Source organism: Microbacterium sp. UCD-TDU (genome assembly GCF_000340625.1).
Taxonomy (GTDB): Bacteria; Actinomycetota; Actinomycetes; order Actinomycetales; family Microbacteriaceae; genus Microbacterium; species Microbacterium maritypicum.
On record NZ_AOSO01000005.1, the window covers coordinates 268,230 to 294,101 of the forward strand.

General features: G+C 69.3%; 25 protein-coding genes. 19 read left to right on the forward strand and 6 right to left on the reverse strand.

The features are described from left to right. Window positions 1-101 precede the first annotated feature (101 nt). The 10 genes from D514_RS21310 (at window position 102) to D514_RS21355 (ending at window position 8,044) form a co-directional block, all read left to right on the forward strand. Window positions 102-392: a WXG100 family type VII secretion target gene (locus D514_RS21310; protein WP_017828290.1), complete on the forward strand. Its 291-nt coding sequence runs from the start codon at window positions 102-104 to the stop codon at window positions 390-392. Window positions 393-418: 26 nt separating this feature from the next. Continuing rightward, complete coding sequence (locus tag D514_RS21315; RefSeq protein WP_017828291.1) at window positions 419-967, forward strand: hypothetical protein; 549 nt, start codon at window positions 419-421, stop codon at window positions 965-967. Next, window positions 960-1,265, forward strand: coding sequence for a hypothetical protein (locus tag D514_RS21320; RefSeq protein ID WP_017828292.1), 306 nt, complete (start codon window positions 960-962; stop codon window positions 1,263-1,265). The genes D514_RS21315 and D514_RS21320 overlap by 8 nt, the downstream gene beginning before the upstream one ends. 4 nt (window positions 1,266-1,269) lie before the next feature. Further along, window positions 1,270-2,019 (forward strand): hypothetical protein, encoded by a 750-nt coding sequence (locus tag D514_RS21325; RefSeq protein ID WP_017828293.1) that lies wholly within the window; start codon window positions 1,270-1,272, stop codon window positions 2,017-2,019. 8 nt (window positions 2,020-2,027) lie between these two features. Next, window positions 2,028-2,375: a hypothetical protein gene (locus D514_RS21330; protein WP_144052910.1), complete on the forward strand. Its 348-nt coding sequence runs from the start codon at window positions 2,028-2,030 to the stop codon at window positions 2,373-2,375. A 281-nt stretch (window positions 2,376-2,656) separates the two neighbouring features. Continuing rightward, entirely contained in the window at window positions 2,657-3,169 is a 513-nt protein-coding gene (locus D514_RS21335; protein ID WP_017828296.1) for a DUF3817 domain-containing protein, read from the forward strand. Beyond that, entirely contained in the window at window positions 3,166-4,752 is a 1,587-nt protein-coding gene (gene guaA, locus D514_RS21340) for a glutamine-hydrolyzing GMP synthase (protein WP_017828297.1), read from the forward strand. The genes D514_RS21335 and guaA overlap by 4 nt, the downstream gene beginning before the upstream one ends. Further along, window positions 4,743-6,149 (forward strand): glycosyltransferase, encoded by a 1,407-nt coding sequence (locus D514_RS21345; RefSeq protein ID WP_017828298.1) that lies wholly within the window; start codon window positions 4,743-4,745, stop codon window positions 6,147-6,149. The genes guaA and D514_RS21345 overlap by 10 nt, the downstream gene beginning before the upstream one ends. A gap of 160 nt (window positions 6,150-6,309) precedes the next feature. Beyond that, window positions 6,310-6,735, forward strand: a complete 426-nt coding sequence (locus D514_RS21350) for a YciI family protein (protein WP_017828299.1) — start codon at window positions 6,310-6,312, stop codon at window positions 6,733-6,735. Window positions 6,736-6,748: 13 nt separating this feature from the next. Continuing rightward, window positions 6,749-8,044: an RNA polymerase sigma factor gene (locus D514_RS21355; RefSeq protein WP_017828300.1), complete on the forward strand. Its 1,296-nt coding sequence runs from the start codon at window positions 6,749-6,751 to the stop codon at window positions 8,042-8,044. A 79-nt stretch (window positions 8,045-8,123) separates the two neighbouring features. Here D514_RS21355 and D514_RS21360 read toward each other — a convergent pair whose 3' ends face one another. Then, window positions 8,124-8,396, reverse strand: a complete 273-nt coding sequence (locus tag D514_RS21360; protein WP_017828301.1) for a GlsB/YeaQ/YmgE family stress response membrane protein — start codon at window positions 8,394-8,396, stop codon at window positions 8,124-8,126. Window positions 8,397-8,562: 166 nt separating this feature from the next. Further along, complete coding sequence (locus D514_RS21365; protein ID WP_017828302.1) at window positions 8,563-9,489, reverse strand: Bax inhibitor-1/YccA family protein; 927 nt, start codon at window positions 9,487-9,489, stop codon at window positions 8,563-8,565. Window positions 9,490-9,579: 90 nt separating this feature from the next. Here D514_RS21365 and D514_RS21370 point away from each other — a divergent pair, with 90 nt between their 5' ends. Further along, window positions 9,580-10,566: a glycerophosphodiester phosphodiesterase family protein gene (locus D514_RS21370; protein ID WP_031205375.1), complete on the forward strand. Its 987-nt coding sequence runs from the start codon at window positions 9,580-9,582 to the stop codon at window positions 10,564-10,566. Between the two features lie 33 nt (window positions 10,567-10,599). On the opposite strand, the gene D514_RS21375 is transcribed toward D514_RS21370, so the two are convergent. Next, window positions 10,600-10,998 carry a YccF domain-containing protein gene (locus D514_RS21375; RefSeq protein WP_017828304.1) on the reverse strand — a complete coding sequence of 133 codons (399 nt, stop codon included), beginning with the start codon at window positions 10,996-10,998 and terminating at the stop codon, window positions 10,600-10,602. Between the two features lie 89 nt (window positions 10,999-11,087). Between D514_RS21375 and D514_RS21380 the strand changes: the two genes are divergently transcribed. The 6 genes from D514_RS21380 to ligD all read left to right on the forward strand — a co-directional run bounded on the left by D514_RS21380 (window position 11,088) and on the right by ligD (window position 21,376). Beyond that, window positions 11,088-12,047, forward strand: a complete 960-nt coding sequence (locus tag D514_RS21380; protein ID WP_051056533.1) for an ABC transporter ATP-binding protein — start codon at window positions 11,088-11,090, stop codon at window positions 12,045-12,047. Beyond that, the gene (locus tag D514_RS21385; protein WP_017828306.1) at window positions 12,044-13,063 is read left to right on the forward strand and encodes an ABC transporter permease; all 1,020 of its coding nucleotides are present in this window, start codon (window positions 12,044-12,046) and stop codon (window positions 13,061-13,063) included. The genes D514_RS21380 and D514_RS21385 overlap by 4 nt, the downstream gene beginning before the upstream one ends. Before the next feature lie 246 nt (window positions 13,064-13,309). Continuing rightward, window positions 13,310-16,420: a lamin tail domain-containing protein gene (locus D514_RS21390; RefSeq protein ID WP_017828307.1), complete on the forward strand. Its 3,111-nt coding sequence runs from the start codon at window positions 13,310-13,312 to the stop codon at window positions 16,418-16,420. 105 nt (window positions 16,421-16,525) lie between these two features. Beyond that, the gene (locus D514_RS21395; protein WP_017828308.1) at window positions 16,526-19,000 is read left to right on the forward strand and encodes an ATP-dependent helicase; all 2,475 of its coding nucleotides are present in this window, start codon (window positions 16,526-16,528) and stop codon (window positions 18,998-19,000) included. Between the two features lie 62 nt (window positions 19,001-19,062). Then, a complete protein-coding gene (locus D514_RS21400) occupies window positions 19,063-20,220 on the forward strand; it encodes an SseB family protein (protein ID WP_031205377.1) in 1,158 nt (385 codons plus the stop codon). A gap of 82 nt (window positions 20,221-20,302) precedes the next feature. Beyond that, window positions 20,303-21,376 (forward strand): non-homologous end-joining DNA ligase, encoded by a 1,074-nt coding sequence (gene ligD, locus D514_RS21405; protein WP_017828309.1) that lies wholly within the window; start codon window positions 20,303-20,305, stop codon window positions 21,374-21,376. A 21-nt stretch (window positions 21,377-21,397) separates the two neighbouring features. Here the strand turns inward: ligD and D514_RS21410 are convergent, their stop codons facing one another. Both D514_RS21410 and D514_RS21415 read right to left on the reverse strand, forming a co-directional pair. After that, window positions 21,398-22,441: an ATP-dependent DNA ligase gene (locus tag D514_RS21410; RefSeq protein WP_017828310.1), complete on the reverse strand. Its 1,044-nt coding sequence runs from the start codon at window positions 22,439-22,441 to the stop codon at window positions 21,398-21,400. 45 nt (window positions 22,442-22,486) lie between these two features. Next, entirely contained in the window at window positions 22,487-23,938 is a 1,452-nt protein-coding gene (locus D514_RS21415; RefSeq protein ID WP_017828311.1) for an NAD(P)/FAD-dependent oxidoreductase, read from the reverse strand. A gap of 72 nt (window positions 23,939-24,010) precedes the next feature. Here D514_RS21415 and D514_RS21420 point away from each other — a divergent pair, with 72 nt between their 5' ends. Together D514_RS21420 and D514_RS21425 are read left to right on the forward strand one after the other, a co-directional pair. Then, window positions 24,011-24,499 carry a hypothetical protein gene (locus tag D514_RS21420; protein WP_144052911.1) on the forward strand — a complete coding sequence of 163 codons (489 nt, stop codon included), beginning with the start codon at window positions 24,011-24,013 and terminating at the stop codon, window positions 24,497-24,499. Between the two features lie 2 nt (window positions 24,500-24,501). Next, window positions 24,502-25,026, forward strand: coding sequence for an N-acetyltransferase (locus D514_RS21425; RefSeq protein WP_017828313.1), 525 nt, complete (start codon window positions 24,502-24,504; stop codon window positions 25,024-25,026). A 10-nt stretch (window positions 25,027-25,036) separates the two neighbouring features. Here the strand turns inward: D514_RS21425 and D514_RS21430 are convergent, their stop codons facing one another. Further along, window positions 25,037-25,837 carry a helix-turn-helix domain-containing protein gene (locus D514_RS21430; protein WP_017828314.1) on the reverse strand — a complete coding sequence of 267 codons (801 nt, stop codon included), beginning with the start codon at window positions 25,835-25,837 and terminating at the stop codon, window positions 25,037-25,039. Window positions 25,838-25,872: the final 35 nt, after the last annotated feature.

The following is a 25,872-nucleotide window of genomic DNA, read 5'->3' on the forward strand; positions in this document are numbered from 1 at the left end:
GATCCGAGAGCCGGATGTCACAGCCGAAGGCCGTCGGGAGCGATCCCGGCGGCCTTCGGGGTGCAGAGAGCGCGCCGCGCCCGGCTGCTAGAGTTCCCCGCATGGGGGTAACTGTCGAGGTCGACTTCGACCAGATGCAGACGATGATCGATGTTCTTCTTGCGGCGCTGTCCGATCTTCACGGGGCGGGGGCATCGCTCTCGCGCGAATCGCAGCTTCTGCTCGGTGGCTGGGACGGCGAAGCCGCCGACGCCTATGCGGGCAGGCACGCGAGCTGGCAGACCGCACACGGTTACACCGCCGACGAACTCACGAGCGCGATCACGTCGCTGAAGCGCGCACTCGCGAGGTACCAGGACGCTGAGGCGACGATCCTCGATCTCGTCGTCTGACCATCGAGCCGACGGAAGAGCAGACCATGAATTCCTCTGGAGACAGCACCGCGCGCCTGGAGCACCTGCGCCAGCGTTCCCGCCAGGTGGCTGCGACCTTCGCCGCCGAGATGGAGCGACTCACGAGTGAGGTGACGCGGCAGGTCGCCTCCGTCACGATTCGCGTCGACGAACGGGGAAGAGTCGCAGGCGTCGAGGTGGATCCGGCCGCCTTCGGTCGGATCGCTCCGACGGCGCTCGCTGCCGCCACGACCTCGGCGCTCGCATCCGCCGGCGTCTCGGCGATGCCCGACTACTCCGCGGAGGCGCGGCGGGTCATGGCGATGCTCGAAGAGGGCATCAGCGCGACCGAGGCGCTCCGAGCCGTCACGGACGAGGCGACTCCGGAAGCGCTCGATCACCATCGATTCGAGGAGATGACTGTCGACGTCGACGGCAGAGGCGCGTTCTCGGTGGTGATCGAGGGGGGATGGCTCGAGCGCTCCACCGCAGCCGAGTACGCAATGGCCGTGCAGGAGAACGTGAACGCCGTACTGGCTCGGCGAGAGCCGACCGAGAGGAACGATCATGGGTGACGGGTTCACGGTCGAGACCGGCGCGTTGCGCGCTGATGCCGCACTGTGGGAGGGCTGGGGAGATGCCCTGGCGGAGGGGGCCGCGAGCATCTCCGACCAGTTCGAGTACTGGGCATTCTCCGATCAGCCGGGTTTCGAGACTCTGCGTGACGAGTACTTCGCCGCCGCAGCCGACCTGCGGCAGAAGGTGCAGGACGGCAGTCGCATCATGCAGGCGATGGGGAAGCGCTTGGAGCAGATCGCCACCATCTACGAGAACGTCGAAGACGAGAACCGTCTCGACATCCAGGGAGCGTGAGCACATGCATCCGGAAGCCATGGGGCAGTGGATCATCGACGTCGTCGACGACGGACTCAGCGAACTCGACAAGGCGGAGCGGGGGGCGCCCGTCGTCGCCCGGGCATGGGCGGACAACCTCGAGACCTTCGGGGTGCCGTGGCCGGACTGGGCCAAGGACGCGGCGTACCATGCCGCGATGGCGGCGTTGCTGGCGAACATCGGCATCATGCGAGAGATCCTCAACGCGATGCGCGATGCCGTGGCCAAGATGGGGTTGCCCACAGTGCTCCGCTCCCAGGCGACTGCTCTGGAAGCCGGTATCGGCACCGTGCAGAGCAGGATATCGCGGGAGTGCTCGTCGGCCCGGCTGCAGGCTCTCGCCGCCGACAGCTGGGACTCCGATGCGTCGCCGCATTACCTCGCCGCCTACGAGGGGCAGGAAGACCAGATCGACGACCTCGAGAAGTCGGTGAACGGATTGGTCCGTGTGCTTCGTGACGCGGCGGCGTCTCAGGATGCGTGGTACTCGTCGAACCTGTTCAATGCGATCGGCGGTGTGGTCGGCATCGCCGGACTCGTCGTCGCCGTCATCGGCGGGTTCGCCACCCCGGTGGCCTGGGTCGGTCTCGCGATCGGCGTCATCGGACTGCTGCTCAATGTCATCGGCTACTTCATCGGACGGGGCGACTCGGAGGCGAGAGCGACCGTGCTGTCGGATGTGCTGTCGTCGACGAGCATGACTCCGTGGGCCAAGCCCTCCTTCGCCCTATGAACGCCGCCATGCCGACCGGCGCCGGCTGGTACGAGGTCGCACGGCAGACGCAGCGGTGGTGGGACGGTCATCGCTGGGGCGAGGATGTCATGCGGCAGGGACGGCGGACCACGGTGACCGAGGTGCGACGAGGGGCGACCCGCATGCAGTGGGCGACGGTCGTGATCGGCATCGCCGCGTGGGTGGTCTTCCTCGCGCTGTCGTTCAGCTTCGGCGTCAGCGCCGCCTTCGCGCTCGCGGTGCTGCCCCTCTTCGGCAGCGCTGCGATCGTCTTCGGGGCGATCGCCGGTTCGAGGCTGATCGCCGCCCTTCCTCCCACCTCGGGCGAGGGCACGCCACCACAGCAGGCGCCATAGCCCTCAGGCACTCATCGCGACAGGAGTCCACACGAAGCCGTCGGGATCGCCGGTCGCACCCCGCACGCCGGTGACCGTGATCCGGTGCGAGCCGGAGCAGTCCGCCGGCACACCCGCGTCCAGCCGGCGGCGTCTCCATCGAGCACGTCGTGGGTCAGGGAATCGATGGGGGTGTTCCTGTCGGCGACGCCGCGGCTGCGGCCCCGCGCACGCTTCTCGGTTCCTGTCCGATGCGCGGGCGCCCGGATTCGACGCGATGTCCCGGCGGCTAGACTGGAGGCATGCCCGAACCGAAAGTCGCCAGCTTTCCGGCGATCCGCGGTGCGCTGAAGTTCTACCAGATCGCGTCGATCATCACAGGAGTCATGCTGCTCCTGCTGCTCGCCGAGATGGTGCTGAAGTACACGCCGATCCACCTCGAGCTCTTCCTCGGAGGCTCCGGGGGGCCGCTCTGGTTCGCCGGCGTCCTCGCCGGGCCCGACTGCCAGTGGTGGTCGCTCTTCGCCCCGTGGACGAACTCGTGCGAGATGACCTCGCTCGGCGACGGGTTCAACCTGTCGCTGTTCATCCTCGTGGCGCACGGCTGGTTCTACGTCGTGTACCTGTTCTCCTGCTTCCGCATGTGGAGCCTGATGCGCTGGCCGTTCCCGCGCTTCATCCTGCTCGCGCTCGGCGGTGTCATCCCGCTGCTGTCGTTCTTCATGGAGGCGATCGTCGCCCGTGAAGTGAAGACCTATCTCGCCACCAGGGAGTCCGAAGCGACTTCCGCCCCCGCCCCGGAAGGTGTCCGTTGACCGAACAGTTCGAGACCCAGCAGCGCCCTGCGCTCGTCGTCGACTTCGGCGCGCAGTACGCGCAGCTGATCGCCCGTCGCGTCCGCGAGGCGGGTGTCTACAGCGAGATCGTGCCGCACACCGCCACGGCCGAGGAGATCGCCGCCAAGAACCCGGTCGCGATCATCCTCTCCGGTGGTCCTTCGTCGGTGTACGAAGAGGGGGCTCCGCGCCTGGACCCGGCGGTCTTCGACCTCGGTGTGCCGACCCTCGGCATCTGCTACGGCTTCCAGTACATGGCCCAGACCCTCGGCGGCGAGGTCGCGAACACCGGCCTGCGCGAGTACGGGGCGACGGATGCTGTGATCACGGGTGACGGCGGAACACTGCTGGGTGGCCAGCCCGCGCAGCAGAACGTCTGGATGAGCCACGGCGACCAGGTCGCCAAGGCCCCGGAGGGCTTCGACGTGCTCGCGACGACGGATGCGACCAAGGTCGCGGCGTTCGCGAACGAGGAGCGCGGCTTCTACGGCGTGCAGTGGCACCCCGAGGTCAAGCACTCGGACCACGGCCAGCGCGTGCTCGAGAACTTCCTGCACAAGGGGGCGGGCCTCGCCTCGGACTGGAACAGCGGCAACGTGATCGCCGAGCAGATCGAGCGCATCCGTGAGCAGGTCGGCGACGCTCGCGTGATCTCGGCCCTCTCCGGAGGGGTCGACTCCGCCGTCTCCACGGCCCTCGTGCACAAGGCGATCGGCGACCAGCTCACGGCGGTCTTCGTCGACCACGGCCTGCTCCGCAAGGGCGAGCGCGAGCAGGTCGAGAAGGACTACGTGGAGTCCACCGGTGTGCGACTGATCACGGTCGACGCGGCCGACACCTTCCTCGGCCACCTCGAGGGTGTGACCGACCCCGAGGAGAAGCGCAAGATCATCGGGCGCGAGTTCATCCGCGCGTTCGAGAAGGTGCAGCTCGACCTCGTCGCCGAGGCCAAAGCCTCGGGCGGCGCCCCGGTGAAGTTCCTCGTGCAGGGCACTCTCTACCCCGACGTGGTCGAGTCCGGCGGCGGTGCGGGTACGGCGAACATCAAGTCGCACCACAACGTGGGCGGTCTTCCCGACGACCTCGACTTCGAGCTGATCGAACCGCTGCGCGCCCTGTTCAAGGACGAGGTGCGTGCGATCGGTCGCGAGCTCGGCATCCCCGAGGCGATCGTCGGACGCCAGCCGTTTCCGGGGCCCGGTCTCGGCATCCGGATCATCGGCGAGGTCACCGCTGACCGTCTCGAGATTCTGCGTGAGGCCGACGCCATCGCCCGCGAGGAGCTGACGAAGGCCGGTCTCGACCAGGAGATCTGGCAGTGCCCCGTCGTACTGCTGGCAGACGTGCGCTCGGTGGGCGTGCAGGGCGACGGCCGCACCTACGGTCACCCGATCGTGCTGCGCCCGGTGTCGAGCGAAGACGCCATGACGGCCGACTGGACCAGGCTGCCCTACGACGTTCTGTCGAAGATCTCCAATCGCATCACCAACGGCGTCCGTGACGTCAACCGCGTCGTGCTCGACGTCACGTCGAAGCCGCCGGGGACGATCGAGTGGGAGTAGGGAGCGCGACGCTCCCCGACGCGGCGCCGGCTCTTCCCGACGCCGCGTACGTGGTGCTGTCCAGCCGGCTGATCCCCGGCATGGACGGCGGCTACACGATCGCTACCCTCGCACGTGCGCGTCAGCTCGCCGGCGCCGGTGTCGCCGACGGCACGGGACCGCAGCTGCTCACCTTCGATCCGGGAACAGCCTCCGACCATGCCGAGCACCGGCGGGCTTTCGCGGAGCAGGGCGCACTCGCCGACCCTTCGCGTCTGCGCAATCTGTTCGATGAAGCGGTTGCGCAGGACGGGGGAGCGGCCGACTGGCTGCGTGCCGCCGCCGACGACGCCGTGAGTGCCGATCCCGACGTCGAGTACCGGGTGCTGGCTGATCCCGAGGGCCGACCCTTCGTCGCCCTGCCGGTGATCCCGGGGAACCCGGATTGGCATCTGACCGAGGAGCCCGTGCTCGTGTACGACGCCGCGGGTGCGGTGGCCGGGGCTCTGCACGGGTTTCGCGGCCTCTACCGGGCCTGGCTCGACACGGTGACCGAGGCGTTCGGCGACCGGCAGATCATCGTGATCTGCGAGTCCCGACAGCTGGGCGAGCTCATCGCCGACTGGTCCGACCCGCGCGTGCGCATCCTGCACACGATCCACACCATGCACGTGGAGGCGCCGTACACCCCGGATGCGCCGATGAACACGCTCTGGACGCGGTGGTTCCGCGTGGCGGACAGGTTCGACGCCGTGATCTGGCCGACCGCCACGCAGCGTGACGACGTGGTGGCACGGTTCGGCTCCTCGGCCTCTCACGTCCTGGTCCCGAACCCCATCGCGCCGGTCGAACGCCGCGATGATCTGCGCGAAGACGGCCTGGTGGTCGTGCTCGGCCGCCTTGCACCCGGAAAGCGCATCGATCATGCCATCCGCGCGTTCCTCGCCGCAGGCGTTCCCGGCACCCGGATGGAGATCTGGGGCGGCGGCCCCGAAGAGGACCGACTGCGGGCACTGATCGAAGAGCTCGACGCCGGCGACCGCGTGCTGCTCGCCGGCTACACCGATTCACCGGGGACCGTGCTCGACCGGGCATCGATGGTCGTCACCGCGACCGCCTTCGAGGGGCAGCCGTTGTCGATCGTGGAAGCGCTCCTGCACGGTGCGCCCGTCGTGTCGTACGACGCCCGTTACGGCATCCGCGACGTGCTGGAGCAGGGCGGCGGCGTGCTGGTGCCCAGCGGCGACGTCGATGCGCTCGCCGAGGCGATCCGCGCACTCCTGACCGCCCCGGAGCGACTCGCGGCGCTGAGCGCCGAGGCCCCGTCGGTCGCTGCCGCGTGGAGTCCTCGGCGTTCGCTCGACGCGCTCGCCGCCGTGATCGCCGATGCCGCCGCGCGCCCGTCGCGTCGCGCCTGACCGTCATCGAGCGATCCCTCGTCGAGGGACCATCCCGCACCACGACGCCCGTGAGAAGTTTCTTCGGAGAGAATTCCGGGATGATGTCGATCCTGGCCGTTCCCGTTCGACGTCATTGATGAGAGGGTCGAGAGACGGCCCTTCGAACAAGGAGAACATCATGAAGTTCATGCTCATCATGCGCGCGACCGACGAGGCCGTCGAGGCGTACAAGGAGATGCCGTTCGAGCAGGTCATCGAGGCCATGGGCAAGTACAACGAGTCGATGATGAAGGCCGGAGTGCTCGTCGCCGGCGAGGGTCTGACCGACGCCGCCGAGGGTTTCGTGGTCGACTTCAGCGCCGAGAAGCCGCTCATCACCGACGGCCCCTACGGCGAGACCAAGGAGCTGTTCAACGGCTTCTGGATCCTCGAGGTCTCTTCCCGCGAAGAGGCTGCGGAGTGGGCCAGCCGCGCGCCTCTCGGACGCGGTTCGTACCTCGAGGTGCGCAGGGTGACCGGAGTCGAGGACTTCCCCGCCGACAACGAGTGGATCGAGAAGGAAGCCGGCTGGCGCGAGGAGCAGGCCCAGCGCGCTCAGCAGTGAGGCGATAGCGGCGATGCACGCTTCCGCTTACGGTGAGACGGCGCGTCCGGCACCCGACGCCGGGTCTGCGCAGCGCGCCGTCGCCGCCGTCTGGCGCATCGAGTCCGCCCGTATCGTCGGCGCTCTCACCCGGATGGTCGGCGACTTCGGTCTTGCAGAGGATCTGGCCCAGGAAGCGCTCGTCGATGCGCTGCAGCAGTGGCCGACGGAGGGGGTTCCTCGCAACGCCGGTGCCTGGCTCACGGCGGTGGCCAAGCGCAGGGCCGTCGACCGGTGGCGACGGCAGGAGCGCCTCGAGGGGCGTCTCGCCCTGCTCGCGCACGACCTGGAGCAGGAACAGGGGAAGGGCGGAGAGCTGCTGTGGGACCCGGATGCCGTCGATGACGACGTGCTGCGTCTGATCTTCATCTCCTGCCACCCTGTGCTCTCTCGGGAGGCGCAGGTCGCTCTGACCCTGCGTGTCGTGGGAGGGCTGTCCAGCGAGGAGATCGCGCGCGCCTTCCTGGTGCCGACGGCCACCGTGCAACAGCGCATCGTCCGCGCGAAGAAGACGCTCGCCGCCGCGAACGCCCCGTTCGAAGTTCCCCGTCGTGAGGAACGCGCCCAGCGCATCGGTGCGATCCTCGGCGTGCTGTACCTGATCTTCAACGAAGCTCATGCCGCCAGCAGCGGTCCTGAGTGGATGCGTCCGGAGCTGAGTGACGAGGCCATCCGCCTGGGCCGGGTGCTCACCGCACTGATGCCGCAGGAGCCCGAGGTGCACGGGCTGCTGGCACTGATGGAGCTGACGGCGGCGCGGTTCGCCGCGCGGGTGGATCGCCACGGCGACCCCGTGTTGCTGGCCGACCAGGACCGCAGGCGCTGGGACCGCAGCCGCATCGCGCGGGGGCGGGCGTCCCTGGCGAGAGCGGACGCGCTCGGACGCGGACGCGGCGCCTACTGCCTGCAGGCGGCGATCGCAGAATGTCATGCGGTTGCCCCGTCGGTCGACGAGACCGACTGGGACCGGGTCGTGCTCCTGTACGAGGCGCTCGGCCGCATCTCCCCGTCGCCGGTCGTGGAGCTCAACCGTGCCGCAGCCGTCGCGATGGCCACCGGGCCCGCGTCCGCGCTGCGCATCGTCGATGAGCTGACGGGTTCGGGGGCGCTGCGCGGCTACCACCTGCTGCCGGCGACGCGGGGCGAACTGCTGCGTCGGCTCGGGCGGGAGGAGGAGGCGAGGAGCGAGTTCGTCGTCGCCGCCGGTCTCGCGGGTAACGATCGGGAGCGAGCGCTGCTGAAGCGGAAGGCGAGCGGGGCCGAGAAATGACTCGTCCCCCTCGGAAGACGGAGCTGCCGAGGGGGACGAGCGGTGGGGTCGACGTGCAGGACGTCGATTCCACGGTGGGTCAGTTGCGCGCCTTCTGGCCGCGACCGGCGATCAGGCCGTAGATCAGGAGCACGATGATGGAACCCCCGATAGCGAGGAGCCAGGTGCCGAGGTCCCAGAACTCGGTGAGCGGACGGTTGAGGATCAGACTGCCGAGCCAGCCGCCGAGCAGCGCACCGACGACGCCGAGGAGCAGCGTGATGAACCAGCCGCCACCCTGCTTGCCGGGAAGGATCAGCTTGGCGATGGCACCGGCGATGAGGCCGAGAAGAAGAAAGCCGAGAAAACTCATGGTCAGCTCCTGTGGATCGGGAGCCCCGGGGTGCCGGGGCTTCTGACATCCACATTGCCGATGTCGACGCCCGAGTGCCAACCCCTTGCGCACACGCCCCCGGGTATGCAAAGAGGCCCGCCTCCCTCGGGAGACGGACCTCTTCGTGATCTCGTGACGTGCGACGTCAGTTGTTGCCGCGGACGATCGCGATGATGCGCAGGATCTCGATGTAGAGCCAGACGACCGTGACCATGATGCCGAAGGCGCCGAGCCAGCCGTACTGGCGGGGAGCGCCGTTACGGACGCCCTGCTGGATCTGGTCGAAGTCGAGCACGAGCGAGTACGCCGCCATGATGACGACGAGGACGCCGATGATGACACCGAGCGGGATGCCCATGATGTTGGCGCTGAGCATTCCGAACGCCTGTCCCTCAGGCAGCACGCCGGTCCACATGAGCACGACGTTCAGCAGCGAGAAGACCAGGTAGCCGATCATGGCGATCATGAAGATCTTGGTCGCCTTCTTCGACGCGCGGATCTTGCCGCTCGCGAAGAGGGCCAGGGTCACACCGACGACCGAGACGGTCGCGAGGGTCGCCTGGAAGACGATGCCGGGGTAGATGACCTCGAAGAAAGACGAGATGCCACCGATGAAGAGGCCCTCGAACGCGGCGTAGGCGAAGATCAGCGCGGGCCGGACCTTCTTGCGCGACGTGAACGTGATGACCATCGCGAGCACGAAGCCGCCGAGTGCGCCGACGATCCACGGCAGCATGTTGGGCTGGAAGTCGCTGTACGGGTTGTACTTCGGCACATCCAGGCCACCGAGCGTCAGCACCCAGCCGATCGCGGCGGTGACGAGAAGGATGCCGAACAGGCCGGCGGTCTTCCACACCGTGTCCTCGACCGACATGCGGTCGGTCTCGATGGCACCGGCCGGCGGGGCGGCGTACATGCCTTCGAGCTGTGCGTTGGCCGCGGCGTCCATCGCCCCGTGCTGGAGCGAGGCGCTCTGCGCGCCCTGGGCAGCCTGAGGTCCGCCCGGGTACGTCGCGACGTTGCGCGGGTCCTGCTGCTGGAAAGCAGGGTTGTTGAAAGCGAAGTTGCTCATTGGTGGGCCTCACTCCAAAGGGGGGTAGTAGGTCTCTTCCCTCAACGATACTCGGGAGGGGGCGTCGACGGGGTGTTCTACGCTGAGAGCGTGCCCAGGAAATCGCCCCTCGTCATCGGGCACCGCGGTGCGCCCGGCTACCGTCCGGAGCACAGCCGCTCCTCCTACGAGCTCGCGCTCGCCATGGGAGTCGATGCGGTCGAGCCCGACGTCGTGGCGACGAAGGACGGTGTGCTCATCGTGCGGCACGAGAACGAGATCTCGGGCACGACCGATGTGGCCGAGCATCCCGAGTTCGCCGACCGCAAGACGACCAAGCGCGTCGACGGGCAGGCGCTGACCGGATGGTTCAGCGAGGACTTCACCTGGGCCGAGCTGTCCACCCTGCGTATCCGCGAACGGCTGCCGGAGGTGCGGACGTCGAGTGCGAGCTTCGATGGCGCCCAGCCGATCCTGCGCCTGCGGGACGTGCTCGACATCGTGCGCGACGGGTCGGCGGAGCACGGACGCGAGATCGGTGTGGTGCTCGAGGTCAAGCACGCCACGTACTTCGCGAGCATCGGCCTCGACCTGGCCCCGCTGATCGACCGCGAGCTGCGCGAGGCCGGATGGGCGGAGGGCGAGCTGCCGCTGGTGATCGAATGCTTCGAGTCGACGGTGCTCGGTCAGCTGCGCGAGCGCGGGATCTCTGCGTCGTACATCTATCTGATCGAGGCATCGGGGCGTCCGTACGACCTCCTGACGGCCGAGGGCTCGCACGCGCTCACGTACAAGGCGACGGTGAAAGCCCAGGGACTCGACGGCCTCGTCGGGCGCGTCGACGGCATCAGCGTGAGCAAGAAGATGCTGCTCGACCGCGGCAACACGATCGTCGCCGACGCCCACGCACGAGGCCTCCAGGTGTTCACCTGGACGTGCCGCCCGGAGAACGCCTTCCTGGCGGCGGAGTTCCGCGGCCAGGGCGGACGCGGCGACTACGGCGACTACGAGGCGGAGTGGGGAGTCATCGCCCGCCAGGGCATCGACGGCGTGTTCGTCGATCATCCGGATCTGGGCGTCGCCTTCTTCCGCAGCTGACCTGCGCGCGGGCTCGGAGTGCGTGGAGCCCGCTCAGAGCGTGCGGTCGAAGGCGCCCCTGCGGGTGGAGACGATCTCCTTGCCGAGCGGCATGAGAGAGACCGGCACCATCTTGAAGTCGGCGATGCCCATCGGGATGCCGATGATCGTGATGCACAGCAGGATGCCCGAGACGATGTGGCCGATCGCGAGCCACCACCCAGCGAGGATCACCCACAGCACGTTGCCGAGGAACGACCCGACGCCCGCGGTGGGCTTGCTGATGACCTCGCGGCCGAACGGCCAGATCGCGTAGGCGGCGATGCGGAAGGAGGCGATCGCCCACGGGATCGTGATGATCGGGATGCACAACAGGACGCCGGCCAGGACGTACCCGAGGAAGAGGGCCCATCCGGCCAGGATGACCCAGATGATGTTGAGGATCGTGCGCATGAGCTGATTGTGTCACCTGTGTTCGGGTGGGCCTGAGCATCCGCCCCGAGGTCCGGGGTGCGACGGCTCCCCGATGCCAGACTGACCGCATGACCGGAATCGTGGTGCAAGACGTCAGTAGAGCGTTCGGGACGGTGCAGGCGGTGAGGGGGGCCACTCTTCGGGCCGAGCCCGGCCGCGTGACCGGCCTCGTGGGGCCGAACGGAGCGGGCAAGACGACGCTGCTCCTGATGCTCGCCTCACTCCTCGCCCCCGACACCGGGACGATCAGCATCGGGGGTGTCGATCCATCCGTCGATCCGCTGGCGGCGAGACGTCTTCTCGGATGGATGCCGGACGCTCTCGGCGCCTGGCCGTCGCTCACGGCGCGGGAGACCATCGTCACGACCGCCCGCCTGTACGGCATCGACAAGCCCGAGGCCGCGGTCCGTGCCGAGCAGCTGCTGGCGCTCGTCGGGCTTGCCGACCTCGCCGATTCCCCCGCGAAGGTGCTGTCCCGCGGGCAGAAGCAGAAGCTCGGACTGGCCCGTGCCCTCGTGCACGACCCGAAGGTGCTGCTCCTCGACGAGCCGGCTTCCGGCCTCGACCCGGAGGCGCGTGTGCAGCTGCGCGTGCTGCTGCGCCGTTTCGCGGCGGAGGGCCGCACGGTGCTGATCTCGAGCCACATCCTCTCGGAGCTCGAGGAGGTCGTCGACGACGCGGTGTTCCTCGTCGCCGGTGCCGTCGTCGATGCCGCTCCCGCGCTGAGCATGGTGCGCGCCTGGCGGGTGCGCCTCGCCGGCGCGACCGAGGAGCGGATGAAGGCCGATGCCTGGCAGGTGGCCTCGAACCTCGGCATCGCCCCCGAGTCGCTCGCCCAGGATCGTGGCGCTGTGCTCGTCGGGTTCGAGGGGGAGGACGCCGCGGCGCAGGCCCTGCGGCATCTCGTCGAAGCGGGACTCCCTGTCGTGGAGTTCGCACCGGCGCAGAGCCAGCTGGAGCACACGTTCCTGAACCTGCAGCACGCGACACCACACCAGGCACCCAGCGGAACGGAGGCGGGCGCATGAGTCTCGCGAACATCGGCATCATCGCCCGACTCGAACTGACCCAGCGCCTGCGCAGTGTGGGCTGGTACGTGCTGCTCGGCGTCTTCGCCCTGGTGCTGCTCGGCGTCACGGCCCTCTCGTTCGCCGTGTACTCCTGGGGTGATGCCATCGGCGCAGGCGTGTACTCGATCGTCGTCAACATCGTGCTGCTGCTCGTCGTGCTGGTGTCGCCGACGCTCAGCGGCAATGCGATCAACGGGGATCGGGATGCGGCGACGCTCGCCGCGGTGCAGGTGACCGCCGCATCGACCGGTGACATCATGCTCGGCAAACTCGTCGCGGCGGTCGCCACCGGCGGAGCGTTCCTCGTCGTCGCGCTGCCTTTCCTCGCCCTGTCGCTGCTGGGAGGAGGAGCGAACCCGGTCGTGCTGCTCGTCTCGCTGCTCGTGCTCGCGGCGGAGATCATCATCGTGGCCGCGATCGGCGTGGGTCTGAGCGGACTCATCGCCCGTCCGCTGTTCTCGGTCGCGACGACCTATCTGGTCGTCGCCGCGCTCGTGTTCGGAACGCTCATCGCGTTCGGGCTCGGCGGCATGGCGGTGCGCAGCGAGGCGACGGTCTATTCGCGTCCGTACGACGCCAACGGCAACCCCGACTGCGATCGCTGGGAGGTCAACAGCACGCAGGAGGTGCCGCGGTTCGACCTGGTCTGGTGGACGCTCGCCGCGAACCCGTTCATCGTCCTCGCCGATGCGACCCCGACCGAGTTCTCGCCGGAGGGGTATCCGGTCGACATGTTCGGTCAGATCAAGTACGGCCTGCGCAGCGCCCAGCAGTCTCCGCTCGAGCAGCGCTGGGACCCGTGCGACGGGGATGGCCAGACACCCACGGCCGAAGAGGTGATCGCTTCGTCGGTGCCGAGCTGGTTCGTCGGCCTCGGCGTGCAGGTCGTCATCGCGGGATCGCTGTTCGCCGGTGCCTGGGCGCGCACCCGGACGCCGGCTCGGCGCCTGCCTCCGGGAACCCGCATCGCCTGAATGCTCCGACCGCACATCCTCTCGTGCTGAGCCGTGGCAGGCGACAGGATGTGCGACCGGAGCGGCACCGAGTGCGCTGACGAGGAGGGTGCGGGCAATCGCCACCTCCCGTTCATCTGCCGTGCACCCGAGGGATCCTCTGCGGCCACGCGGGATCGGTGGTCTGGGCTGGTACCCGACTGAGTCCCCTCCCGGTCGGCCCCGCCACCAGCGGGGACCGCCGGCCCAGCCACCCAGGAGTCCTCCATGCCCCGCCTGCACAGTGCAGCGGCGGTCGCGGCGGTGTGCGCCTTGAGCGCCGCCGCCCTGATCGCCACTCCCGCCGCCGCGATCGGTGCCGATCCCGGAATCCCCTCCGAGACGGTCTCGGCCGCTCCGAGTCTCGTGCTGAACGAGATCGTCTACGACGACGCGGCGACCGGTCTCGCCGACCAGGTCGAGATCTACAACGCCGGAGCGGAGACGATCGACCTCACCGGATGGACCATCGCCGATGAGAAGCGCGACAGCTTCGGCACGGCTCCGCAGGGTACCTCGCTGGCTCCGGGGGAGTTCCTGGTGCTCGTGAAGGATGTCGACTTCGCCTTCGGGCTCGGCAAGGGCGACGAGGTCGTGCTCTTCGACCCGAGCGGCACCGAGGTCGACTCCTACGCCTACGAGAACACCGCACCGTTGTCGGTGTGGGCGCGCTGCCCCGACGGCACGGGGGCCTGGGCCCCGGCGACGGCGGCCACGCCCGGCACCCCCAACGACTGTTCGGTCGCACCGGTCGCCGGCTCCATCGTGATCAACGAGGTCGATTCGCAGCCTGCCGACTGGGTGGAGTTTTACAACCCCGGCACCGAGGAGCTCGACATCTCGGGCTACGAGATCCGCGACAACTCCGATGACCACCGCTGGCAGTTCCTCGACGGCACGCAGATCGGAGCGGGACAGTTCCTCGTCGTCGAGGAGGGGACGATGGGTCTCTCCGGCGGTGTCGAAGCCGCGTTCCGTGAGCCGATCGGCATCGGCAGCGCCGACCGCATCCGCCTCTACGACGCCTCCGGCACGATGATCGACGACACTCTGCCGTGGCAGGGGCACGCCGCGATCGACGGTGACTTCGCTGCAGCCACCCTCGCCCGATGCCCGGACGGCGTCGGCGCCTTCGTGCTCGCCCGACCGACTCCGGGTGCGACGAATTCGTGTGTCATGCCCGACGTCGTCATCAACGAGATCGAGTCGAACGGCGACGCCACCGACTGGGTCGAGGTCGTGAACACCGGCACCACGTCAGTGGACCTGTCCGGCTGGACAGTGATGGACAACGACCCCGCAGGCCATGCAGCCGAGACCACACCGCTGCCGGCGGGCACGATCCTGCAGCCGGGCGGCTACTTCGTCTTCGATCAGCCGGCGAACTTCGTCTTCGGACTCGGCAACGGTGACACCGTCACCGTCCGTGACGCCAACGGCAACGCGGTCGACGAGCACACGTACGCCGCGCACGCCGCCGGCGTCCTCGCCCGTTGTGCGGACGGCACGGGCGATCTCATCGACATCGCCGTCTCCACCAAGGGACTGCGCAACGCCTGCGGCAACCCCGTGCGCATCAACGAGGTCGAATCCGACGGCGGCTCGCCCGACGACTGGGTGGAGCTGGTCAACCCGACCAGTGCCGCGCTCGATGTGTCGGGCATCGTGGTGAAGGACGACGACGACACCCACGCCTACGCGATCCCGGCCGGCACCAGCATCGGCGCGGGGGAGTACCTCGTGATCGAGCGGGCCCAGCTCGGCTTCGGCCTCGGCGCCGGCGATGCGGTGCGGGTGTTCGACGGAGACCTGCTCGTCGACGAGGCCTCCTGGGGCGACAGCCACGCGGCGACCACCTGGGGCCGCTGCCCCGACACCACGGGCGCCTTCGCCGGCACGGCCGAATCCACGAAGGGCGCGGCCAACGTCTGCGCGGGAGAGATCGCGGTGGCGACGTGGCCCGGCTCCGCCGACGTGCACGTGATCGACAGCATCCCGACGTTCCTCGAAGACAGCTCAGGACTCGACGTGCAGGAGACCGCCGATGGCGCCTTCCTCTGGGCGGTCGACAACGGCGAGGGCCGGATCTGGAAGCTCGAGGCCCACGCCGACGGCTCGATCGAGAAGGCCGACGGATGGGATGCGGGCAAGCGCGTGCGCTTCCAGAAGGATGCCGCGAACCCGGCGGCCGCGGGCCCCGACACCGAGGGCATCACGGTCGACGGCGACGGCTTCGTGTACGTGGCCTCCGAACGGGACAACAGCGCCAAGGGTGTGAACCAGAACGTGGTGCTCAAGGTCGATCCCGACGCCTCGAACGGCGACCTCGTCGCTCAGCAGGAGTGGGACCTGACCTCTCTGCTGCCGGCCGTGGGTGCGAACCTCGGCATGGAGGCCGTGCAGTGGGTGCCGGACTCGGCGCTGGCCGGGAAGCTCTTCGACGACAGCAAGAGCGCGGCGTACGACCCGAAGAGCTACGCCGATCACGGCGGTGGGCTGTTCTTCGTCGCGGTCGAGGACAACGGCCACGTCTACGCCTTCGCCCTCGGATCCGACGGTTCGGCGACGCTGGTCTCGGAGATCGCCCCCGGTCTCACCGGAGTGATGGCGCTCGACTACGACAGCGTGCGCAAGACGCTGTGGGCCGTGTGCGACGACGGCTGCCAGGGCCGCTCGGCGGAGATCACGCTGAACGGCACCGCGCAGCCGGGCACCGCCCACTACGCCCGCCCCGCCGGCATGCCCGACATCAACAACGAGGGCTTCGCGACCGCGCCGGCCTCGCTGTCGGTCGACGGGCAGCGTCCGGTGTGGTGGTTCGCCGACGGCTTCGCGTCCGAAGCGCTGCGCACCGGGACGCTCCCCGGAGCCAGCGGTGAGAACCCGGGCGGCGAGACCCCGCCGCTTCCGGGCACCGGCCTCGTCGACGACAACCGCAACGGTCTGACGGTGGACCCCTCCATCGCGACCCCCGGGCAGAAGGTCACCGTCACCGTCGGTGTGAAGAGTGCGGGAGCGCAGGTGTCGGTGTGGATGTACTCCGACCCGTCGCGTATCGCGTCGGGGACGCTCACCTCCGCGGGCACGATCGCGGTGACGATCCCCGCCGACGCCCCACTCGGCGCGCACCGGATCGCCGTGTTCGACGCGAACGGTGGGATCCTCGGCTGGGCGGACATCCGCATCGCCGCAGGGACGGGCACCGGTGCCGGGATCGGGACAGGTGCCGATGGACTCGCCACCACCGGCTCCGAGCTCCCCGTGGCCGCCGTCGCCCTGGCACTGATGCTCCTCACCGCCGGTGCGGTGGTCGTCCGCCGTCGGAAACGCGAGGCCTGAGCCGGAGGAGGGGTGCGCACGCCGGCCGCGCACCCCTCCTCCCGCCGTCTGCGCCCCGGGATCCCGTGCCGTGGTGTCGGTGCCGACGCCTAGACTCATAAGGCCATGACCGAAGCTCCTCTCATCGTCCCCTCCACCACCGGTCCTCGCTCGTCGGGAGCCCCTGGACAGGACGATCTCCTCGCCGGCCTCAACCCGCAGCAGCTCGAGGCCGTCACCTATCGCGGTCCGGCGCTGCTCATCGTCGCGGGCGCCGGATCGGGCAAGACCAGCGTGCTCACCCGCCGCATCGCCTCGCTGCTGCGGGGACGCGAGGCGTGGCCGAGTCAGATTCTCGCGATCACCTTCACGAACAAGGCCGCAGGCGAGATGCGAGAGCGCGTCGAGGGACTGATCGGCGACGCGGCGCGTGGCATGTGGATCTCCACGTTCCACTCCGCGTGCGTGCGCATCCTGCGCCGCGAGGCCGAGCAGTTCGGATACACGAAGTCGTTCACCATCTACGATTCGGGCGACTCGCGCGCTCTTCTTAAGCGCCTGGTCAAGGAGCACGAGGCCGACGCCTACGGCCTCACGCCCGCGTCGGTGCAGTCGCGCATCTCCAAGCTCAAGAACGAGCTGTCGGACGCCGAGTCGTATGCGCGCCAGGCCAACATGAGCGATCCGGCAGAACGGGTCTTCGTCGAGGTCTTCGCCGACTACCAGCGACAGCTGCAGAAGGCCAACGCCTTCGACTTCGACGACCTGATCGGGCAGACCGTGTACCTGTTCCGGGCGTTCCCGCAGGTCGCCGACACCTACCGCCGCCGTTTCCGGCACATCCTGGTCGACGAGTACCAGGACACCAACCACGCCCAGTACTCGCTCATCCACGAGCTCACGCGCCCCGTGTCGGGAGCTGCGGGTTCTGCTCCCGATCCATATGCCTCCAACGGCATGATGATCTTCGAGCCCGACCCCGCGCCCACGGCTGATGCCGGAGAACCCGGCGCCTCGCTCACCGTGGTCGGCGACTCCGATCAATCGATCTACGCGTTCCGCGGCGCGGACATCCGCAACATCAGCGAGTTCGAACGCGACTTCCCCGGCGCCCGGGTGGTGCTGCTCGAGCAGAACTACCGGTCGACGCAGAACATCCTGTCGGCGGCGAACGCGGTGATCGGCAACAACTTCGACCGCAAGGACAAGAAGCTCTGGAGCGACAAGGGCGACGGTGATCCCATCATCGGCTTCACGGGCTACTCGCAGCACGATGAAGCGCAGTTCGTGGCCGATGAGGTCGAGGCGCTGCACCGGGCCGGTATGCCCTACTCCGAGATGGCGGTGTTCTACCGCACGAACTCGCAGTCCCGTGCGCTGGAGGAGATCTTCATCCGCTCCGCGGTGCCGTACAAGATCATGGGCGGCACGAAGTTCTACGACCGTGCCGAGATCAAGGATGCGCTCGCTTATCTCGTCGCGGTCGCGAACCCCGCCGACGAGATGTCGGTGCGGCGCATCCTGAACAAGCCACGGCGCGGCATCGGAGACGTGACCGAGACGGCCATCGCCCGGTTCGCCGAGGAGAACGGCATCAGCTTCCGCGATGCGCTGTCGATGCCGGGCCAGCTCGGCGTCGGGCCGAAGATCCAGGCGGCGATCGGTCAGCTCGACGCGGTGCTCGCCGAAGCTGCCGCCATCCTGACACCCGCCAGCGGCGAGCTGCCGCCACCCACCGCGGTAGCCGACGGCCTGAGTCTGCTTCTGGGCAAGAGCGGCTATCTCGACGCACTGCGTGCGAGCCGCGATCCGCAGGACGAGGCGCGCGTGGAGAACCTCGACGAGTTCGTCGCCGTCGCCCGCGACTTCGCGCGCAACAACCCCGAGGGCACGATCGTCGACTTCCTCACCGAGGTCGCCCTGGTCTCCGATGCCGATGACCTCGACGACGAGTCGGGCTCGGTCTCGCTCATGACCATGCATACGGCCAAGGGTCTGGAGTACGACGCCGTGTTCGTCACCGGCGTCGAGGAAGACCTCATCCCGCACCGCATCTCGGCCGGCGAGCCCGGGGGACCGCAGGAGGAACGTCGACTCTTCTATGTGGGCATCACGCGTGCCCGCAAGCGTCTGCACCTCTCCCTCGCGATGACGAGGGCGCAGTTCGGCGAGGTCACTGTCGCGATGCCCAGCCGCTTCCTGCAGGAGATCCCGGCGGGCCTGATCGACTGGCGACAGTCGCCGGGCGATGTGAACTCGCGCGGCGGCATGCAGTCGCGCGCACTGAACGCACGTCGCCAGGGCGGCTTCGGCGGTTCGGGTTCCGGCGACCGGTTCGCGGTGAAGTCGCTGCCGGGGCGCGACTCCCTGAAGCCGCTGTCGACGGCGATGGACAAGTTCCCCAACCGGGTCACGGCCAAGATGCGCGACAACGGCGACCTCGAACTCGCCGCCGGCGATCGCATCCGTCACGTCGACTTCGGTGAGGGGCGAGTGGACGCGGTGACGGGTGAGGGTGCGAAGCGCATCGCCCACGTGCGATTCGACTCGGCAGGACAGAAGAAGCTCCTCATCAAGGTCGCACCGATCGAGAAGATCTAGCCCGCCGCGGGTGTTTCCGCTTCGGCGAAACACCGGTCGGATTGCCGGTTAGGCTGGCTCATATGGCCCTCTTCTCCCGCCGCAAGAAGTCCGGTGACGATGCCGTCGCCCCCACCGCCGAGGCCGTCGAGACCGACGCCGCGCACGACGATACGCGCCCGACCGACGCGCCCACCGTCGAGGCGGAGCAGCCCGTCGCGGCACCGTCGATCGGCATTTCGGTGCAGGCTTTCCGGGGCGTCGGCGCGGAAGCGGGGCCCGAGGTGGCGCTGCCGAGCGCCGACGGTGCGCCGACCACCGACGCGCAGCCGGTTGCGGCGCCCGCCGCACCGCGGACCACGCCGCCTCCGACCGCTCAGCCGCAGGCGCCAGAGGAGCGGCGTCTGCCTCTCGCCTCCGCGATGCCGCCCGAGCAGACCGAGACCGTCGCCGGCATGAAGGACAACGTGCTGCTGCGCGAAGCCCTCACCGAGATCGAGGCGGGTGCGACCAACGACCAGCTTCTCGGCGTGATGCGTCAGGCGCTCCAGGGTCACCTGTACATCCGTGTGAACGGCGATGCGCGCGCACAGATCAGCGAGGGCAAGCCGCTCTCCGTCGCCGTCGTGCGCGACGCTGAAGACCGCCAGTACATGCTGGCGTTCAGCTCGGCCGGCGCGGTGCGCGATTCCGTGCAGCTCGAGGCGGACCCGTCGGCGACGTCGGCCGTCGCCCAGCCGGTCACCTCGGTGCTGCAGCAGGTCGTATCCGGCGACTTCGCCGGACTCATCGTCGACAACGCCTCGGCGCCGCACCGTGTGGTGTTCCCGACCGAGCTTCTGCAGAAGACCCTCGAGCAGGCCGATGTCGACATGACCGTGAAGAGCATCCTCGCCGCCCCGCGCGAGCAGGATTCCGTCGTGAGGGTCGGCGAGGCCCTCGCCACGAAGCGCATGTGGGTGGCGGTCAACGACGGATCCGGTGGTGGTCCCGTCGGCATCGCCGAGGCGCAGACCACCGACGGCCGCCGCTTCCTGCAGCTGTTCTCGCACCCGCTCGAGGTCATCGCGCTGGGGCGCGGCGACCGTCCGCTCCCGTTCGCGCCGGAGCAGCTGGCGAAGGTGCTCACCAGCCACGCCGACATCGCCGGCGTGATCGTCGACTCGGCCGGCCCCTCGATCGTCGTCGAGCGGGATGCGCTCACGCCGGTTCTCGTGCTGGCGGTCGACCTCGGCGACTGATCCGACGCGACCGATGCGAACCCCGCGCGCCGTCGAGGCGCGCGGGGTTCCGTCTGTCCGGGCGGCGCTCTAGGGTCGGAGCATGGCCTCAGAACGTGTGACCCTGATCGTCGCCGACTCCGATGGTGAGCGTGAGGTCGCGCTCTCCAGCCCGAATCGAGTGGTGTGGCCCGACCTCGGCATCACCAAGGCGGAGCTGGCGGAGTACGTGCAGCTGGTGGCGGTGCCGTTCCTGGCGGCGAACGGCAACCGCCCGGTGTCGCTCGAGCGGTTCCGCGACGGCATCGGCCCCGCAGGCGGAGCGCGGGCCGAGGGTTTCTTCTCGAAGAACCCGCCCAAAGGGACACCGGACTTCGTCGACGCCGTCACGGTGACCTACAACAGTGGGCGTCAGCATCCGCAGATCGTCCTGAACCGGGCGAGCGCGATCGTGTGGGCCGTGCAGATGAACACGATCGTGTTCCACCCCTGGGCATCGCTCGCCACCGATGCCGACAACCCGGTCGAGCTGCGCATCGACCTCGACCCGCAGCCCGGCACCGACTTCGCGGATGCCGTGAGAGCCGCCCACGCGTTGCGCGAGGTGCTGCGCGAAGCCGGGTTGGACGCGTTCGCCAAGACCAGCGGCAACAGAGGCCTGCACGTGTTCGCACCGATCGAGCCGACGCACGAGTTCCTGGACGTGCGCCATGCCGTGATCGCCGCCGGCCGGGAGCTGGAGCGGCGGATGCCGGATCAGGTCACGACGAACTGGTGGAAGGAAGAGCGCGGCGAGCGCATTTTCGTCGACTTCAACCAGGCCAACCGCGACCGCACGATGGCCGGCGCCTACAGCCCTCGCGCGCTTCCCGGCGCGACCGTCTCGACACCCGTGGCGTGGGACGAGCTCGACGGCCTCGAACCGACCGCGTTCACGGTGCGCAGCATCCCGGAGCGCCTGCAGGAGGTCGGCGATCCGTGGGCTGCGATGCAGGACGCACCGGGACGCATCGACACACTGCTGGAGTGGTGGGAGCGCGACAGGGAGAACGGGCTGGGAGAGCTTCCCTTCCCGCCGGAGTTCCCCAAGATGCCCGGAGAGCCCCCACGCGTGCAGCCGAGCAAGAAGGTGGCGGCGAACTGGGACGACGACGGCGCCCCGGCGGAGAAGGACTGACGTCCCTCGGCTCAGGACAGCTCAGCTCAGAACATCCGCGAGGTCGTAGCCGGCGACGGTGTCCAGCTGCTCGTAGGTGCACGAGCGGGCATCGCGATCGGGGCGCCAGCGCTCGAACTGCACGGTATGGCGGAAGCGGGCGCCTTCGAGCTGGTCGTAGCGCACCTCGAGCACCCGCTCGGGGCGCAGACGCACGAAGCTCACATCCTTCGACCCGCTGAACCGGGACCTCTCACCCTCCGCGGTCACGGCATCTCCTGCCTCGTCACGTTCGACCAGCGGGGCGAGCTCCTCGACGAGCTCCTGCCTGCGGGCGTCGCTCCACGCCGCCACCCCGCCGACCTGACGAAGCACTCCGTCGTCGCCGTACAGCCCGACCAGGAGCGAGCCGACTCCTGAACCGGACTTGTGGATGCGGTAGCCGAGTGCGACGACGTCGGCCGTGCGGGCGTGCTTGACCTTGAACAGGGTGCGCTTGCCCGGGGCGTAGGGCTGGTCGAGCGGCTTCGCGACGACGCCGTCGAGACCCGCGCCCTCGAACTCGGCGAGCCAGCGCACTGCCGCATCCCGATCACGGGTCGTGCGCGTGAGGTGCAGCGGATGCTCGACCCCCGCCAGGAGAGTCTCGAGGCGTGCCCTCCTGGTCTCGAAGGACTCGGCGAGCAGATCGTCTTCCCCTGCGGCGAGCAGGTCGAAGGCGACGAACATCGCCGGTGTCTCGACGGCGAGCTTCGCGACCCGCGAGGCTGCCGGGTGGATGCGCTGGCTCAGCGCTTCCCAATCCAGGCGCTGCGATCCATGGGGCCCGGTGGCGACCACGATCTCGCCGTCGAGCAGGCAGGGCCCGGGAAGTAGATCGGGGATCGCCTCGACCAGTTCGGGGAAGTAGCGGGTCAGGGGCTTCGCGCCGCGTGACCCGATCTCCACCGTCTCGCCGTCCCAGGCGATGAGCCCGCGGAACCCGTCCCACTTCGGTTCGTACAGCAGCCCGCCGGGGGTCTTCGCCGGGTCGGGGACCGCCGGCACCGCCTTGGCGAGCATCGGAGCGGGGATCTCGTAGCGCATGGTCCCATCCTGGCCGCAGGCGATCCGCGGCGGAAGGGGAGGGGATCAGTCGAAGAGGTCGGCCAGGGTCGCCGGTTCACCGGCATCCCGCAGAGCTGTGCGGGCAGCGTGCCAACCGGCCATGCCGTTCACGGACGGACCCGGGGGTGTCGCGGCGGATGCCAGGTAGACGCCGTGCATCGGTGTGCGCCAGGGGGTGGGGGAGAGGATCGGGCGCCGCAGCGCCTGGCGCATGTCGAACACTCCGCCGGAGATGTCGCCACCGATCTCCGTGGGGTTGACCGCCTCGCGCGACGATGCCGGCACCGCGTGGTGGGCGAGGATGAGGTCGCGGAAGCCCGGTGCGAAGCGCTCGACCTGCGCGGTGATCGACTCGGTCGGGTCGAGGTCCGATCCCGGCGGCACGTGGATGTAGGCCCAGAGCACGGCCTTGCCCGCGGGAGCGCGGGAATCGTCGAGGATCGAGGGCTGCACGGCGAGCACATAGGGTCGCGCGCTCACTCGTCCGGCGGCGACGGCGTCCTCGCTCGCCCAGACCTCGTCACGCGTGCCGCCCAGATGCAGGGTCGGCGCGTGGGCGACCTCGGGGTTCGTCCACGGGACCGGTCCGTCGAGGGCGAAGTCGACCTTCGCGGCTCCCGGCCCGTACCGGTGCGAACGGAGCGCGCGGGCGTAACCCGCAGGAACGTCGGGGTGGGTGAGCGCGAGCCGCGGTGAGGTGTTCAGCAGCAGCAGGTCCCCGCGACGAGGATCGCCCCAGTCCAGGGCCCCCAGGTCGGAGACGGGCGCGCCCGCCTCGACCGTGCCGCCGTGCTGCTCGAGGTCGGCGACCATCGCATCGGCGATGCGCTGCGCTCCGCCCCGCGGATACGGCCAGCCGCCCGCGTGCCCGAGTGCGGCGAGCAGCAGACCGGCAGCGGCACCCGCCAACGAGGGCAGGGCGGAGTTCGCGTGGGCGACGACCCCCGAGAGCAGAGCCGCTGCCTCTTCGGTGCGGAAGGCGCGAGCGGCCAGGGGTGTTCCCTGGTCCATCATGCGGATCGCGAAGCGCGCGGCGGTCACCGGGTCGCGGGGGAGGCGCAGCAGCTGATTGCCGGTGAAGTCGACGACGCCGTCGATGTGCGTGCTGAGCGGACGCAGGCGCGAGGTCCAGGCAGAGCCGTCGACTCCGAGCGCGGCAGCCGTGCGCTCGATGTCGCGCCACGCGATCGCCGCGCGTCCGTCGTCGAGCGGGTGGGCGTACGAGGCCTCGGGGCGGATCCACTCGATGCGCCGGTCGAGGCCGAACGCCTGGAAGAAGGGGGAGGCGAGGGCGGCCGGGTGCACGGCGGAGCAGACGTCGTGCCGGAACCCCGGAAGGGTGGATTCGTGGGTGCGCACGCCGCCGCCGATCGTGTCGGCGCCCTCGAGCACTCGCACCCGGTAGCCGGCGCGGGCGAGCGTGACGGCTGCGGCGAGCCCGTTTGGGCCGGAGCCGATGATCGTCGCCTGGGCCATGACGTCAGTTTGGCACGTCCACGAGCGGAAAACGGTCGATCGCACCCCTCCGGGCGTGCGATCCTGGAACTGATGAAAGAAGTACAGGGGCCGACCCCCGCAGGCACCTCCCGTCCATACCGTTCCCTCCAGGAAGCGTTGCGCGCGCACCGCATCGATCCGTCCAACCACGCGTTCATCACCGCCATCGTCGAAGAGATCGGGATCAGCTCGTTCATCGACCGCGGTCGCTACATCGAGGCGATCCGCCGTGGCGAGGGCGCTCCGCTGCACATCGGGCGCACATACACGAACGGCTTCACCGAGGACGAGCGTCTCGTCGTCGGATCCGCCCCGCTGCGACTGCAGCCGAGCGAGGGGCGCGCACCGTACTTCTACGTCAGCCACCCGAGCGAGTTCATCCCGCTGACGCCGCCGCGCGCGGCGAAGCGCACGACGACTCCTCGTGTCTCCGCGCCCCGCGCCGAGAAGGCGCCCAAGCCCGTGGAGGAACGCGACTACGGCGTGTGCGACGTGTGCTTCATGGTGAAGACGCCGTCCGGCGGCTGCGGCTGCGACTGAGTGTGAGCACCGCTGCGGGATCGGCGCTCGACCGACCGCTGATCCGCCTCGCCGACCTCACGGGACCCGACGCGATCGAGGTCGGTGCGGCCGTGCGCGCCTATCTGCAGCAGACCGAGCTCGAGAAGAGCCTGCAGGAGCACGGGACCGCCCCCGATCCTGTGCCGCCGTTGCCCGAACGCTACCTGCGCGAGGTCGAAGACCCTGCGGCGGCGTACGCCGCGCACCGGGTGCGTGTGGCGCTGCTGGACGAACGTGTCGTCGGCGTCGTGGTCCTCTCGGTGCGCGACGAGGTGGCCGAGGTCAAGCGCCTGTGGGCGGACCCCGCGGCGCGTGGTCGCGGGGTGGGCTCGGCGCTGCTGGACGCCGCCCTCGACGATGCGGCCGCTCTCGGTGCCGTGCAGGTGCGCCTCTCGGTATGGGACTGGCGCGAAGGCGCTGTGCTCCTGTACGAATCGCGCAGCTTCGAGCGGGTGCCCTCCTGGGACGATCGCGACCGGCTCGTGTGCATGGTGCGTCCGGTCTGAGCCGACCGCATCACGCCCAGTGCTGGGAGAGGCGGTAGCGGCCGGGGGTCATCCCCACGAGCGGTGTGAACTGCTGGATAAACTGGCTGGTCGTCGCCCAGCCGCACGCCGCGGCCGTCTCGGTCACCGAGGTGCCGTCGGCGAGCAGGACGAGCGCACGATGCACGCGCAGCTGGAGACGCCATTGCCGGTAGCCCATGCCGGTCTCCTGAGGGAACAGGCGGCTCAGGGTCCGCTCGGGGGTTCCGGTGCGCAATCCGAGCTCGCCGAGGCTCACGGGCGTGGCGAGGTCGTCCTCGACGATGCGGGCCGCCCGACGCAGACGCGGATCGTGCGGTTCCGGCAGATGCAGCGGCTGCTCGGGGGCGGTGATCGCCTCGTCGACGATGACCCGGCGCAGGTGCTCCAGCGCGCCCGCGCTGCGCGGGCGGTCGGATGTCATCGCCAGGACGGCCTCTCGCGCGAGCGGCGACGCGACGAGGACGGCGGGGGTGGCCGGCAGCCGCGCGGCGAGCTCGGCGTTCAGGTGGACGATGCGCATGTCGGTGCGTCCGTGCGCGCGATGACGGTGCTCTGCGCCGGCGGGCACCCACGCCATACGTGTCGATGGCGCGATCCAGGCCCCGTCGTCGGTGAGCAGCGACAGCACCCCCGAGGCGGCATGCACCAGGTGGCCGAGCGGATGGGCATGGCGCGGTGAGGTCTCGGCGTGCGCGAAGCGGTAGGCGCCTTCCATCGGCAGAGTGGCGAGGGCGTCGAAGTCGACCAGGCTCAGATCGACGAGCCGAGTGGATTGGCGTGTATTCGACATCGCTTTGCAGTTTACGTGTTTTCTGATGCGGTGCC

Coding starts and splice junctions, on each gene's coding strand:
- D514_RS21310 (WP_017828290.1), top strand. CDS start 102: ATGGGGGTAACTGTCGAGGTCGACTTCGACCAGATGCAGACGATGATC.
- D514_RS21315 (WP_017828291.1), top strand. CDS start 419: ATGAATTCCTCTGGAGACAGCACCGCGCGCCTGGAGCACCTGCGCCAG.
- D514_RS21320 (WP_017828292.1), top strand. CDS start 960: ATGGGTGACGGGTTCACGGTCGAGACCGGCGCGTTGCGCGCTGATGCC.
- D514_RS21325 (WP_017828293.1), top strand. CDS start 1,270: ATGCATCCGGAAGCCATGGGGCAGTGGATCATCGACGTCGTCGACGAC.
- D514_RS21330 (WP_144052910.1), top strand. CDS start 2,028: ATGCCGACCGGCGCCGGCTGGTACGAGGTCGCACGGCAGACGCAGCGG.
- D514_RS21335 (WP_017828296.1), top strand. CDS start 2,657: ATGCCCGAACCGAAAGTCGCCAGCTTTCCGGCGATCCGCGGTGCGCTG.
- D514_RS21350 (WP_017828299.1), top strand. CDS start 6,310: ATGAAGTTCATGCTCATCATGCGCGCGACCGACGAGGCCGTCGAGGCG.
- D514_RS21355 (WP_017828300.1), top strand. CDS start 6,749: ATGCACGCTTCCGCTTACGGTGAGACGGCGCGTCCGGCACCCGACGCC.
- D514_RS21360 (WP_017828301.1), bottom strand. CDS start 8,396: ATGAGTTTTCTCGGCTTTCTTCTTCTCGGCCTCATCGCCGGTGCCATC.
- D514_RS21365 (WP_017828302.1), bottom strand. CDS start 9,489: ATGAGCAACTTCGCTTTCAACAACCCTGCTTTCCAGCAGCAGGACCCG.
- D514_RS21375 (WP_017828304.1), bottom strand. CDS start 10,998: ATGCGCACGATCCTCAACATCATCTGGGTCATCCTGGCCGGATGGGCC.
- D514_RS21380 (WP_051056533.1), top strand. CDS start 11,088: ATGACCGGAATCGTGGTGCAAGACGTCAGTAGAGCGTTCGGGACGGTG.
- D514_RS21385 (WP_017828306.1), top strand. CDS start 12,044: ATGAGTCTCGCGAACATCGGCATCATCGCCCGACTCGAACTGACCCAG.
- D514_RS21390 (WP_017828307.1), top strand. CDS start 13,310: ATGCCCCGCCTGCACAGTGCAGCGGCGGTCGCGGCGGTGTGCGCCTTG.
- D514_RS21395 (WP_017828308.1), top strand. CDS start 16,526: ATGACCGAAGCTCCTCTCATCGTCCCCTCCACCACCGGTCCTCGCTCG.
- D514_RS21400 (WP_031205377.1), top strand. CDS start 19,063: ATGGCCCTCTTCTCCCGCCGCAAGAAGTCCGGTGACGATGCCGTCGCC.
- ligD (WP_017828309.1), top strand. CDS start 20,303: ATGGCCTCAGAACGTGTGACCCTGATCGTCGCCGACTCCGATGGTGAG.
- D514_RS21410 (WP_017828310.1), bottom strand. CDS start 22,441: ATGCGCTACGAGATCCCCGCTCCGATGCTCGCCAAGGCGGTGCCGGCG.
- D514_RS21415 (WP_017828311.1), bottom strand. CDS start 23,938: ATGGCCCAGGCGACGATCATCGGCTCCGGCCCAAACGGGCTCGCCGCA.
- D514_RS21420 (WP_144052911.1), top strand. CDS start 24,011: ATGAAAGAAGTACAGGGGCCGACCCCCGCAGGCACCTCCCGTCCATAC.
- D514_RS21430 (WP_017828314.1), bottom strand. CDS start 25,837: ATGTCGAATACACGCCAATCCACTCGGCTCGTCGATCTGAGCCTGGTC.